The following is a 13,117-nucleotide window of genomic DNA, read 5'->3' as shown; positions in this document are numbered from 1 at the left end:
TGATTCATGACTCTCATCATCGAGGACGGTACCGGAAAACCTGACGCCGAAAGCTACGCATCTGCCGAAGATCTGGCCATGTACGCCGTGAAATTCGGCGTGACCATCCCGGCGGAAGTGCCAGCACAGGAAGCGCTGCTGCGCCGGTCCGCGCTGGCAATGGATGGCATGACGTGGAAAGGGCGAAAGTCCAACAGCGAACAGGCGCTGTCCTGGCCACGCCGCGGCGTCGAACTGGATTACGAAATCAAGCCCGACAACTACCTGCCGGCGCGTATCCAGTACGGCCAGATGGCGTTGGCCGCCGAGATCCACACTGATGACGTCGACCCGATCGAGAAGCGCAAAGGCGCCGTTACGCTGGAGCGTGTCGAGGGCGCGGTAACTCGTGAGTACGCGACGATCCCGAACACCAGCGGCCGACTGATGCCCGCGGCGCCTGACCGGCCGAGCGCAACGCAGTTTGCTGACTACCTACAAAAGCGGGGGCTGTTCGCTGTCCGGGCTTGAGCTATAGCCCCAAGTCGTCTTCTAAGATTTTCCCAGTAAGGCGGTGCGGCGGAGATCCCCTGAGATCCCAGGCCCGAAGGTCTCGGTCAAAATCTGAATACAGGAACTCTCCATCATCAAGCACATATTTCTCAAATATGTTGCCAGCTAAATGATTAAATTTCGTTCCTGCTAGCGCCTCTGTCAACAGCGTTTGGAGTTGGATTTCCAAGCGCTGCCTCTTGGCTCGTGGATGCTTGTGCTTTATAGCGAAGCTCAGACTAAGCGCTGTCCGACGTAGCTGGCGGAGTACTTTCGGCGTCATCAATCAATTCCCAGGGGGATAGACATGGCCTTCTACGACGAAATGGCCGTGATGGCTCTGGATATGATCACAGAGTTCGGCCAGCCCGTGACTATCAGCAAGACGGAGCTGGGAGAGTACGACCCAGAGACGGGCGGCGAAGCGCCGGGCACAACCACTGAGCAAATCGTCCAAGGCATCCTGCTCGATTTCACAGGCCAGGAGTTCCAGAATAACAGCCTCATCAAGCAGGGCGACAAGAAGCTCAAGCTCGCCGCGCAGGGGCTGGAGTGGGTTCCGGATTTGCTGAACAAGGTGATCATCCTGGGGCGCACTTGGTCAATTGTGCCGCCGTTGAAAGAGGTGAATCCCGCCGGGACGGCGATTCTTTATGAGCTGCAGGTGCGGTCATGAGTCGCGCGGGGGCCGGCCAATCCGGCAGCTTCGCTCTGAGCCTGGCCGAGTTCGCGGCGCAGACCAGCGAAGCCATCGACGCCAGTGTGCGCGAAATAATCATCGAGATCGGTAGCAGCCTGATCCGCATGTCTCCCGTGGGCAACCCGGAGATCTGGGCGCAGAACGCAGTCGCAACCGAGTACAACAAGGCGGTCGACGAACACAACACTGCTCTGCGCAGCGACTCGGCCAATCTGACCAAGGGCGGCAGGCTCAAGAAAGGCCGCAAGCTCAACGACGGCATGGACATCAAGGCGCCAGAAGGCTACGTCGGCGGCCGGTTCCGTGCGAACTGGCATATTTCCCTCGGTGTGGTCGAAAGCGTCACCTTCGACGAGGTTGACCCGAGCGGCGCCGAAACTACCGCCGCGCTGGTCGCAGCAATGAGTGATTTCACCGCTGGCCAGATGGCCTACATCATCAACAATTTGCCCTATGCGATTCCGCTGGAGTTCGGCCATTCGACCCAGGCCCCCGGCGGAATGGTTCGGGTAACCGTGGCTCGCTTCCAGCAAATCGTGTTGGAGGCCATCAGGAACAACCAGGTATGAGTCACGCCATCATCGCCTCGATCTACGAGGCAAAGCTGATCGCCTGGAACAATGCCAGGCTGGAAAAGCTAAAGATCGTTTTTGAGAACATGGCCTACACCCCGGCGGCAGGCGACACCTATCTGCGTGCGTTCACCATCCCGGGCGACACGGCGAGCAACACGCTCGGCGGCGACCACCGGCTGTACACCGGCGTGTTTCAGGTGAGCATTATTTGCCCGGCAGGCACAGGTAAAGCGAAAGCCAACCCCATTGCCGCCGAGATCATCGCGTTATTTCCACTTTATGTGCGCGACGAAAAAAACGGTTTGGTAGTTACGCCCATGACACCTGTAGACGTCGGCCCAGGCATCACAGGCGATTCAACCTACACCGTCCCGCTGTCGTTCTCATATCGGTCCGACACCAATTGAGTAGCTCGCGCTAGAATCGCTCCACGTCAATGGGTAGATAGGGGCGTTACCATGGATGAGGATACAAAAGCGCGATTACAGTGGCTGGATGAGTCGGCCGATGATCACGCCTGGAACAACCGAGACGAGATTATTGCCAGCGACAGGTGCATCTGCACCGCCTGCGGAGAATGGTCCACGCCGAGTCAAATTACGAAGTGGTATCTGGAAAAGCATGCCTGCTGTCCTTCCTGCGGCCTTACCGGCGTCGTCATTGGGTCCAAATCTGGCCTGCCCCTTGAGGCATATCAAGACTGCCGTATTCCTGAATAGCGCAACCGCCAAATAATTCGCCCACTGGGCAAATCCTGAACCCGCCACCGAGCGGGTTTTGTCATTTCTGCAAAGAGGAAAACCCATGAGCGTCAAAATCCCCAACGGCACCACATTCGAAATCGCCGCCACTCTGAGCGTGCCGAAAGCGTTCACTGCGATCAGCAACGCCAAACCAGCAGTGCTTACTGCCGCGGCCCACGGCCTGACCGATGGCGACGTGATCGTGATCGATTCTGCCTGGGCAAAATTGAATGGCCGCCCGGCTCGCGTTATCGATTCGGATACTGGCGAATTCTCCGCCGAGGGCGTGGACACCACCAGCGTGAAAAGTTACCCGGTAGGCTCCGGCGCGGGGACTTTCCGCGAGGCGACCGGCTGGACGCAAATCGCTCAGATCACCGAGCCAACTGCGAACGGTGGTGAGCAACAGTTTCTGACCTACGGCTTCCTCGAAGACGATGATGACCGCCAACTCCCAACCAACAAGTCCGCCAGCAGCATGACGCTGCCGGTCGCTGACGACCCAGCGCAGGCCTATGTCTCGATTGTCGAAGCGGCTGACGAAGACAAGGAGCCGCGCCTCATTCGCGCAAACCTGCCCGGCGGCGCGACGATTTACTACTACGCGTACGTGTCGATCACTGCGACCCCGACACTGAGCCGAAACAACATCATGACGCGGACCATCACTTTGTCGTTCGCATCTCGCCCAACTCGCTACAACGCCTAAGGGGGTCCAATGGCAAAGTTTTCCATCGCGCCGAAACCGACTTTTACGGTCGACGTGGCAATCCCGCAAGTCGGCGAAAAGCCGGCCATGGTGCCGTTTACTTTTAAGTATCGCGATCGAACCGCGCTTGCCGAGTTGTTCGACTCCTGGAAGGCCAAGGCAGAGGCTATCGGCGAACGTTTCAAAGGCACAGAGCCGACGCTTGCCGAAGTCACTGCTGCGGAAGTCGAACAGGGCGTCGATCAGATCAAAGATCTGGTTGTTTCGTGGGGGTTCGGCGACAAGCTCAACGATGAATCGATAACGGCGCTGGTGAAGAGCTGCATCGGCGTTTCAGATGCCGTCGTGAAAGCCTATAGCGAGGCCTTCGGCAAGGCCCGTCTGGGAAACTAACCGCCGCTGCCCGTGCGCTTTACGAGGTTGAGAGTGATGCCGAGCAGATGGCGATGTTCGGCTTTTCTCCTGACGACTACGACGAAACCTTCGAAGTCTGGCCGGACAACTGGAAATCATTCCTTGTTATGGACTCGATGTGGACCCAGTGGCGCACTGGTGCATGCGGCGCAACCGGTCTCGATTACGGCGTTCTGCCTGGCGTGATGAAGCTTCTCGGTATTCCTGCCGAGGAGCGTTCACGCGTGTTCCAAGACATTCGCGTCATGGAATCGGAGGCGATCGCAGTCATGGCTGCGGCCCGCGACAACAGCCCGTAGAACGGGCATTTATTCAAGGTGAGTCGATGAACATTGCAGAGCTCGGCGTCAAGATCGACTCGGCCGATGCAATTCAGGCTAAAACCAGTCTGGATGAAATGGCGAAGGCCGGCGGCCGCGCAGAGCAGTCCGCCGTTTCGTTGATGAACGAAATGCAGGCGCTGGGGAAATCGCTATCTACCAGCGCCAAGACCACTCAGGATCTCGCAAAGCAGCGCGAAGCACTGGCAAAGCTGACAAAAATCGGCGCCTATGGCGAGGCTGAGGCAGCGAAGATATCAGCGCAGCTCGACAAGCAGCAGGTGGCGCTGGCCAAGTCGGCCATGGATGAGCAAAAGGCTCTGAACAGCCTGCTGAGCGCAATTGACCCGGCCCGCGCTGCGCTGTCCAAACTGGACACGCAGGTTGAGCAACTCGGCAAGCATTTAGACGCCGGTCGCATCAGCCAGGACCAATACAACTCAGCGCTGAGTAAGATCCACAAGGACTACGACAAGCTCGAAAAAACCACCACCGGCTTCGACAAACTTCGCCTCGGCACCCGCCAGGCCCAAGAGAACGTCGTGCAGCTGGGTAATGCCCTGTCGTCTGGAGACTGGGGAAGTGGGGTTCGCGCCGTTGCTCAGCTGGGAGCCGGGGCCGGCTCCGGTGCTGCTGGCTTACTCGCTATTCTTGCGCCACTCGCACTGGCTACCGCAGCTGTTGGCGCGCTGGCCGTCGCCTATTACAAGGGCAGCGAAGAACAGGACGCCTATAGCAAATCCTTGATCCTCACCGGCAACTACGCAGGTGTGAGCGCCGGTCAGTTGGGCGAAATGGCTCGTCAGGTGAGTGCGACTGTAGGCACTACCGGTCAGGCGGCTGAATTGCTCGCGCTGCTGGCGGGAAATGGAAAAATTGCGGGAGAGAGTTTTGCCGGGATCACCCAGGCTGCTGTGTCGATGCAGGAGGCTACCGGCAAGGCAGTCAGCGAGACGGTTGCCGAATTCGCCAAGCTCGCCGATGACCCGGTAAAAGCGTCCGCCGCGCTCAATGAGCAGTACCACTATCTGACCGCTTCGGTTTATTCGCAGATTGCAGCGCTGGAACAGCAAGGCGACCACGCTGGCGCGGTAAAGCTTGCGACTGAGCAGTACGCCGATGCGATCAACGAGCGCACGCCGCGCATTCTGGAGAACCTGAGCTTTTGGGAGAAGGGATATAACGCGGTTGCGCGCGCGGCAGACAATCTGAAGAACATCGGCCGTCCCGATATCGATGCTGATATTGAGCAGGCCCGGCGCAATCTCGCTTCCGCACAAAAGGGCGACGTCGGGGCGTTTCAAAACCAGAAGGAGATGGTCGAGCTCTACTCCAATCAGCTGAACATGCTGGAGGACCAGAAGGCAGCCCAGGCCGATATCGCAAAATGGGAAGGCGAGCAGGCGAAAGCGCAGGGCGATGCAGTGTCGTCGATGTCGAAGATCGACGCGTTGGCCAAGTCCACTTGGACGAACGAGCAGAAGCGCACCGAGGCTATAAAGGAGTACAGGCGCCAACTCGATGACATACGCAAGGTCGCTCCGAACGATCCGCGCCTGAGCCAGGCAGCTATCGACAAGAACATTGCGAACATCAACGACAAGTTCAAGGATCCAAAAACACCAGCCGGTAGCGTCGACACTACAGGCTTCAATAACGCGAAAAACGCTTTGGCCGAGACACTGGCCTACTACAAAAATGCTGACAAGGAACTTGAGGCGTCTCAGCGCGCCGGTGTCATCTCCCAAGCAGATTACACCGAGCAGCGCGTGAGCCTACTCAACCAGCAGGCCAACGAAGTTTCCCTAAGCTACCAGGCTGAAATTGATGCCCTCGAAGCGGTCAAGGCCAAGAAGGGCACGACCAGCGCTCAGATCATTCAGATTGACCAGAAAATTGCCGACGCCCGCAGTGCCATGGTTAAGGCGCAGCAGGACAGCGACAGCGAGTTGGCCCTGATCGCGACCAACGAAGAGGGCCGTCTTCGTAAGCAGACTCTGGCGGTCAACTCTTACACGAGTGCTTTGCAACAGCAGGTCGACACCCTTCGCCAGCAGGGGCTGCGGGCCGCGTCCGGCCTCGGACAGGGAGACCGGCAGCGCGGACTGACCGAGCAGCAGAACGGAATCGACGATCGATTCAATCAGCAGCGTCTGGAGTTGGCCAACCAGTACGGCGATGGCTCACGCGGTATGAGCCTCGAGGAGTACACCCAGAAGCTCGCCGCGCTGAAAGCCACGCAGCAAGATCTGCACGACACGGTGCAGGCGAACTACGACGACATGACAGTCGCCCAAGGCAGTTGGAGCGCCGGTGCTTCCTCAGCGTGGCAGAACTACTTGGAATCAGCCCGTGATGTCGCGGGACAGACGAAAAGCCTGTTCACCAATGCCTTCAGTTCCATGGAAGACGCAGTCGTCAACTTCGCCATGACCGGGAAGCTGTCGTTCGCTGACTTCACCAAGTCGATTCTGGCGGACATGGCGCGGATTGCTACCCGGCAGGCCAGTTCGACGCTGCTGAGCAGTCTGGTTGGTGCGGCCACCAGTTACTTCACTGGCGGAGGCAGTGGTAACGGGCTGGCGGCTGGATCTGCCGGTGCGACATCTTCGAATCTGGGCGCGTCCTCGGCAGGTTACTCCAGCACCTACTTCCCGCAGGCGCTCGGTGGTGCCTGGTCGTCGGGCGTCCAGATGTTCGCCAATGGCGCCGCGTTCACCAACTCCGTGGTCAGCAAGCCGACAGCGTTCGGGATGGCAGGGGGGCAGACCGGCATCATGGGCGAGGCAGGACCTGAGGCAATCATGCCACTGACCCGCACCGCCGGCGGTCAACTGGGAGTCCGCGCAATCAGCGGCGGTGGGAGTGGTGGCGGCAACGTTTACAACTTCCCCGTCGCGGTATCGGTGCAAACACAAGGCGCTGGCGGCGCGGCCAGCACAGAAGACACGACGCAGCTTGGCAAAGGCATTCAGCAGGCGGCGAAAGCCGAAGCTGAAACTGCGATCGCCCGAGCGCTGCAACCCGGCGGATCAATCTGGAAACTGACGAACGGGAGGGGCTGATGGCCATCGAAACATTCACCTGGCCAACCCAGCACGGTGACGTGCCGGAGATCTTATATCGGGTGCGCACCTCGCAGTTTGGCGGCGGCTACAAGCAGGAAGTTGGCGACGGCCCGAACAACAAGGAAGACGCGTATCCGATCACCTACAGCGGCCCTCAATCCAAGGTGCTGGAGATCATGGCGTTCCTTGATCGGCACGCCGGCGCGAAAGCCTTCCTCTGGACCACACCCTTGGGCCAGCTTGGCCTGTTCACCTGCAAGAACCCCGTACCCACTCCAGTGGGCGGCGGCGTTTTCAAACTCACCGCCACGTTCGAGCGGGCATTCCATCCATAAGGGGCAACCATGCCGCTGATCAGTGACATCCAGGTTCTTGAGCCTGGCAGCGAAGTGCTGCTCTTTGAATTGGACGGCACGGACTATGGCGCGGACGTTCTGCGCTTCCACGGGCACGCGATACCGCACACGCCGGCAGAGTTGATCGCCGCTGGCGCCGATGCTGACCAACTGCCAGCGAAGGCCATCTACTGGCAGGGCAACGAGTACAGCGCCTGGCCAATGCAGATCGACGGCATTGAGGCGAACGGCGACGGCACTGCTGTTCGGCCGACACTGTCCGTCGGCAACGTCAACGGGCGCATCACCGCGCTCTGTCTGGCATTCGAGGATTTGCTCGAGTTCAAGCTGACGATGCGGCATACGCTCGGCAGCTACCTCGACGCGGCTAACTTCCCGGCCGGCAACCCAACTGCCGACCCTACCCAAGAGACGATCGAAGTCTGGTACATCGACCAGAAGACGAACGAGGACGGGGAGACGGTCAGTTGGGAGTTGGCGAGCCCGGGCGACGTGGGCAATGAGTCCATCGGACGTCAAGCCACAACGCTTTGCCATTGGTGTCTCACCGGCGGATATCGTGGGCCGAACTGTGGCTACACCGGGCCCTACGTCACGAAGGACGGCGTCATTACTGACAATCCTGAGCTTGACGAATGCGACGCCACGCTGGGCAAGGGCTGCATCCCGCGCTTCGGCGAGGGAACCCCGCTGCCGTTCGGCGGCTTTCCCGCTGTATCCCTAATCTCAAGGAGCTGACATGCGAAAGCACATCTTGAACGCGATCCAGGCGCACGCGGCCGCCGAGTACCCGAAAGAGTGCTGCGGGCTCCTGCTGGCGATTGGGCGCAAGCAGCAATACTTCCCCTGCATCAACGTCTCGATCGAGCCGAACGAAGAGTTCCGGATCGATCCCGAGCAGTACGCGGCGGCCGAAGACGTGGGCGAAGTGATCGGCGTGGTGCATTCACATCCGGACGCCACCAGCCGACCTTCACCGCGCGACCTCGCCATGTGCGAAGCGACGGCGATGCCCTGGCACATCCTGAGCTGGCCGGAGGGTGATTTACGCACCGTCGTGCCGACCGGCGAAGTACCGCTGCTGAAACGGCCGTTCGTGCACGGCGCCTGGGACTGCTGGCAGGTCTGCGCCGATTGGTACAAGCGCGAGTGGGGGCTGAAATTTGAAGCCTTCAAGCGCGCCGATGGCTGGTGGGAAAGTAAGGACAACACCAGCCTGTACGAGGCGAACTACGAGGCCGCCGGCTTCTACCGAGTCGACCAGCCGCAGCGCGGCGACATGATCGTGATGGAAGTGGGGCGCACCGTTTACCCGAACCACGCCGGGATATTCCTCGGCACTGACCCAGCGCTGCCAGGTGAGGATGCTGCAACCTTCGGCCCCGGCCCGTTCCTGCTGCACCACCTTTACGGCAGGCCGTCTGAGGTCTTTGTCTTCGGCGGGCCTTGGCTGGATCGTAGTCGATTGATTCTTCGTCACAAGGAGGCAAGGTGAGTGCAATCGTTTATTCACCCACGGTCACAATCAAGCTATCCGGGTCTCTCGCTCAACGATTTGGAAGGCTCCATACACGACAGCTAGACTCTGGCGACACATGGGAAGTCATTCGGGCGTTGAAAGCCACCTTGCCCGGTTTCGAGGATGAGATTCGTCGCTTGGATCGCTTGGGTTTGCGATTCTCGATTTTCAGGAACAGGCAGAACGTTGGTGAAAATGCCTTTGGCTTGGGAGGATGCAGGGAAGTCAGGGTGATCCCAGTTGTTACTGGTAGCAAGCGCGCTGGCATTCTCCAAACCGTTATCGGCGCCGTATTGATAGCAGCGTCATATTTCACTGGCGGATCGACATTTGCCGTAGGGGTTGCGCTTGTCGCAGGCGGCGTCATCCAGATGCTCAGCCCTCAAGCCTCGGGGCTGAAGCAAAGCGCATCCCCCGAGAACTCTCCTTCCTACGCCTTCGGCAGCGCCAAGAACACCACTGCCAGCGGCAACCCGGTACCGATCTGCATCGGTGAACGCCGCTGGGGCGGGATGATCATCTCTGCCTCGATCTTGGCTGAAGACAAAGCGTAATCAGGACAGCAGCACAGCGACCGCCCGCGAGGCGGTTTTTTTATGCCTGGAGGAAAGCATGGGCGCAGCAGCACAGATCGATATCCACGGCGAGAAGGGCGGCAGCAGCAAGCCGAAGTCGCCGACCGAAGCCAGCGACAGCCTGCGCTCGACCAACCTGGCCAAGCTGCTGATTGCCGTGGGCGAGGGGGAGTTCGACAGCGTCCCTACCGATTACGACATCTACTTGGACAACACGCCGATCCGCGATGCCAGCGGCAACTACAATTTCCCGAACGTGAAGTGGGACTGGCGCCCGGGCTCGGTGGATCAGACGTACATCCCCGGCATTCCTTCGGTTGAGAACGAGACGTCGCTGAACATTGAGCTGCGCAGCGATTCGCCGTGGGTGCGCTCGATCACCAATACCCAGCTTTCCGCCGTGCGCATGCGCTTGGCTTGGCCGGCGCTCCAGCGCTCCGATGACCAGGGCAATGTCGGCGGCTACCGGATCGAATACGCAATCGACGTGGCCACCGATGGCGGCGCCTATCAGCAGGTGCTGGTGGACGCAGTCGACGGCAAGACCACCACGCGCTACGAGCGCTCGCGCCGTATCGATCTCCCGGACGCCACCACTGGCTGGCAGATCCGCGTGCGCCGCCTGACCCCGAACCAGAACACCAACAAGATCGCCGACACCATGCTGGTGGCCGGTTACACCGAAGTGATCGACGCCAAGCTGCGCTACCCGAACACCGCGCTGCTCTACATCGAATTCGACGCCGAGCAGTTCACCAACATCCCGGCCGTGACCGTGAAGTGCAAGGCGCGCCGCTGGATGGTGCCGAGCAACTACGACCCGATCCTGCGCACCTACACCGGGACATGGGACGGCTCGATGAAATCGGCCTGGACCAATAACCCGGCGTGGATCACCTACGGCATTTGCACCGAAGACCGCTTCGGCCTCGGCAAGCGAATCAAGCCGTTCATGGTGGATAAGTGGGAGCTGTACCGCATTGCCCAGTATTGCGATCAGCTGGTGCCGAACGGACTGGGCGGGCAGGAACCGCGCTTCCTCTGCGACATGAATCTGCAAGGCAAGGCTGATGCCTGGTCGCTGCTGCGCGATATCTCGGCGATCTACCGGGGCATGACGTACTGGGCTCAGGGCCAGCTGGTGATGCAGGCGGACATGCCGCGCGCGCAGGACTTCGACTATGTGTTCACACGGTCGAACGTGATCGACGGCAAGTTCTCCTATGGCAGTGCCTCGGCGAAGACCCGTTACACACGGGCGCTGGTCAGCTACGACAACCCGGCGAACAACTACGACACCGACGTAATCCCGTTCGCCGATCTGGATCTGCAACGCCGCTATGGTGACCGGCCGACCGAGCTGAGCGCCATTGGCTGCACCCGCGCATCAGAGGCCCAGCGCCGTGGCAAGTGGGCGATCCTCAGCAACAACCAAGACCGCACCGTTTCGTTCAAGACCGGTATGGAAGGCGTTATCCCGCTGCCCGGGCACATCATCCCAGTGGCGGATTCGCTGCTGGCTGGTCGTGAAGTGGGCGGCCGAATCTCGGTGGTGGCGGGACGGGTGATCACGCTCGACCGCGACACGCAAGCCAAGGCCGGCGACCGGCTGATCATCAATCTCCCGGGCGGCCGCGCCGAAGGTCGCACCGTGCAGAGCGTGAACGGGCGCGCGGTGACCGTCACGGTTGCCTACAGCGAACCGCCGGTCGTGCAGTTGCAATGGGCGCTCGACGCCGATGACCTGGCCATTCCGCTGTACCGCGTGCTGCGCACCAAGCGCACCACCGAGGGCGACTACGAAATCAGCGCGCTCCAGTTCGAACCGAGCAAGTTCGCGTTCATCGACACCGGTGCTCGCCTGGAAGAACGTCCGATCAGCGTGATCCCGATCACCGTTGTTCCGGCGCCGGCCAGCGTTTCGCTGTCGTCGACTTCATCGGTCGTACAGGGTCTGGCCGTAGCCACCATGACGATCAGTTGGCCCGCCGTGGATGGCGCGGTTGGCTATGACGTCGAATGGCGCAAGGACAGTGGCAACTGGATCAAACTGCAGCGCACCGGCATGACCAACGTCGACGTGGTCGGCATATACGCCGGGGCCTACGTGGCGCGGGTGCGCGCGGTCAGCGCGTTCGATATCTCGTCGATTTGGCGTAATTCGATCCTGACCAATCTCAGTGGTAAGCAGGGGCTGCCGCCGGCGCTGGCGTTCCTGATTGCCACGCCGCTGCTGTTTGGCATCTATCTCAAGTGGGGTTTCCCTGCTGGTGCCGAGGACAGCCAGCGCACGGAAATCTGGTACGGGCCTACGACTGATCTGGAAGCTGCGACCAAGCTGACAGACCTGGCTTATCCGCAGAGCGATTTCTCGATGCTCGGCCTGCGCGCCGGCGTGACCTTCTACTTCTGGGGTCGAATCGTCGACAAGATCGGCAACATCGGTCCGTGGTACCCGGTTGGGCTTGGCGTGCAAGGGCAATCCAGTTCCGACGCAGCGGCCATTCTCGAGATGATCGCGGGTGAGATCGGCCGTACCGAGTTGGGGCAAGACATCCTCGACGAGATCGACAAGATCCCCGGGCTTCAGGAGCAGATCGACGCGCTCGACGGCCTGAAAGGCTACGACCCGGAAGCCACCTATGAAGAGTATGACCTGGTGGTGCAGGGTAAGCGGATCTACCAGGCCACTGGCCCGGTACCGGTCAATTTGCCGCCGCCGAACCCGCTCTACTGGCTCGACGTTGGGCAGACGGTCGAGACCGCCAATGGTCTTGCCCAGCAGGTGGCGACCAACACCGCCGAGATAGTCGAACTTGATGGAGAGGTTACTGCTCAAGCGACAGCGTTCCAGGCCTTGCGCGCATCCTTCCGCGATGACGACGGCGAGGGAGATTTGGATGATGCACTGAAAGGCTGGAGCAGTACCGCGTCGATTGCGAATGAAGATCGAGTTAGGTCTTCCGAAAACCTTGCCACCGCGCAGAAGCTGACGACCCTCGATGCGACGGTGGCAGAAAGCGCGGCGAATGTTACGGACCTTCGGCAGGTTGTCGCCACTGACAAGGAAGCAACCGCGCAGGCTATCACTCAAGTAAGCGTCAAGGTTGGCGAGAACAGCGCCGCCATTCAGGAAACGTCAACTGCCTACGCCGACACCACCGGCAAGCTCTCCACCATGTGGTCGGTGAAAATGCAGGTCACGGCAAATGGGCAATACGTCGCGGCCGGCATCGGTCTCGGCATCGAGAATACCGGTGCCGGCTTGCAGAGCCAGTTCCTTGTAAGCGCCGACCGCTTCGCCATCGTCAACACGATTGCCGGCGGCGCCATCTCAGTGCCGTTCGCAGTGCAGGGCGGGCAGGTGTTCATGAACTCGGCGTTCATTCAGGACGCATCTATCGGAAACGCCAAGATCGGTTTCTTCATCCAGTCGGACAACTACATCGCCGGGGTTCAAGGCTGGCGCATCGACAAGGCTGGCAACTTCGAGTTGAACAGCCCGCTGGGCGGAGGGGCTCGCCAGGTCATTAACAACAACGGCGGTAAGGTGTTCGATGAGAACGGCGTGAAGCGCTACCAGTGGGGGAATCTCAACGCATGAGTT

General features: G+C 60.2%; 13 protein-coding genes. All 13 read left to right on the top strand.

The window, feature by feature from the left end:
- The first annotated feature begins 6 nt into the window (after positions 1 to 6).
- On the top strand, positions 7 to 510 hold the full coding sequence (locus AB4N48_RS14215; RefSeq protein WP_125915844.1) for a DnaT-like ssDNA-binding protein: 504 nt from the start codon (positions 7 to 9) through the stop codon (positions 508 to 510).
- A gap of 328 nt (positions 511 to 838) precedes the next feature.
- Positions 839 to 1,207: a hypothetical protein gene (locus AB4N48_RS14210; RefSeq protein WP_460093705.1), complete on the top strand. Its 369-nt coding sequence runs from the start codon at positions 839 to 841 to the stop codon at positions 1,205 to 1,207.
- Positions 1,204 to 1,800 (top strand): hypothetical protein, encoded by a 597-nt coding sequence (locus AB4N48_RS14205; RefSeq protein ID WP_460093703.1) that lies wholly within the window; start codon positions 1,204 to 1,206, stop codon positions 1,798 to 1,800. Before AB4N48_RS14210 ends, AB4N48_RS14205 begins: the two co-directional genes overlap by 4 nt.
- On the top strand, positions 1,797 to 2,213 hold the full coding sequence (locus tag AB4N48_RS14200; protein WP_460093701.1) for a phage tail terminator-like protein: 417 nt from the start codon (positions 1,797 to 1,799) through the stop codon (positions 2,211 to 2,213). The genes AB4N48_RS14205 and AB4N48_RS14200 overlap by 4 nt, the downstream gene beginning before the upstream one ends.
- A 397-nt stretch (positions 2,214 to 2,610) precedes the next feature.
- On the top strand, positions 2,611 to 3,258 hold the full coding sequence (locus tag AB4N48_RS14195; protein ID WP_460093700.1) for a phage tail protein: 648 nt from the start codon (positions 2,611 to 2,613) through the stop codon (positions 3,256 to 3,258).
- A gap of 9 nt (positions 3,259 to 3,267) precedes the next feature.
- Positions 3,268 to 3,651 (top strand): phage tail assembly chaperone, encoded by a 384-nt coding sequence (locus AB4N48_RS14190; RefSeq protein ID WP_122706993.1) that lies wholly within the window; start codon positions 3,268 to 3,270, stop codon positions 3,649 to 3,651.
- Positions 3,652 to 3,698: 47 nt separating this feature from the next.
- Complete coding sequence (locus tag AB4N48_RS14185) at positions 3,699 to 3,971, top strand: DUF1799 domain-containing protein (protein WP_460093698.1); 273 nt, start codon at positions 3,699 to 3,701, stop codon at positions 3,969 to 3,971.
- A 26-nt stretch (positions 3,972 to 3,997) separates the two neighbouring features.
- A complete protein-coding gene (locus tag AB4N48_RS14180; protein ID WP_460093696.1) occupies positions 3,998 to 7,057 on the top strand; it encodes a phage tail tape measure protein in 3,060 nt (1,019 codons plus the stop codon).
- Positions 7,057 to 7,395: a phage tail protein gene (locus AB4N48_RS14175; RefSeq protein WP_460093694.1), complete on the top strand. Its 339-nt coding sequence runs from the start codon at positions 7,057 to 7,059 to the stop codon at positions 7,393 to 7,395. Before AB4N48_RS14180 ends, AB4N48_RS14175 begins: the two co-directional genes overlap by 1 nt.
- Positions 7,396 to 7,404: 9 nt before the next feature.
- Positions 7,405 to 8,154: a phage minor tail protein L gene (locus AB4N48_RS14170; RefSeq protein WP_460093692.1), complete on the top strand. Its 750-nt coding sequence runs from the start codon at positions 7,405 to 7,407 to the stop codon at positions 8,152 to 8,154.
- Between the two features lies 1 nt (position 8,155).
- Entirely contained in the window at positions 8,156 to 8,911 is a 756-nt protein-coding gene (locus AB4N48_RS14165; protein WP_460093691.1) for a C40 family peptidase, read from the top strand.
- Positions 8,908 to 9,489 carry a tail assembly protein gene (locus AB4N48_RS14160; protein ID WP_460093689.1) on the top strand — a complete coding sequence of 194 codons (582 nt, stop codon included), beginning with the start codon at positions 8,908 to 8,910 and terminating at the stop codon, positions 9,487 to 9,489. Before AB4N48_RS14165 ends, AB4N48_RS14160 begins: the two co-directional genes overlap by 4 nt.
- Positions 9,490 to 9,547: 58 nt before the next feature.
- The gene (locus AB4N48_RS14155; RefSeq protein ID WP_460093688.1) at positions 9,548 to 13,114 is read left to right on the top strand and encodes a TipJ family phage tail tip protein; all 3,567 of its coding nucleotides are present in this window, start codon (positions 9,548 to 9,550) and stop codon (positions 13,112 to 13,114) included.
- Positions 13,115 to 13,117 lie beyond the last annotated feature (3 nt).

It is taken from the genome of Pseudomonas sp. S2_C11 (assembly GCF_054668395.1).
This window is presented reverse-complemented; position numbering and strand designations above follow the sequence as displayed.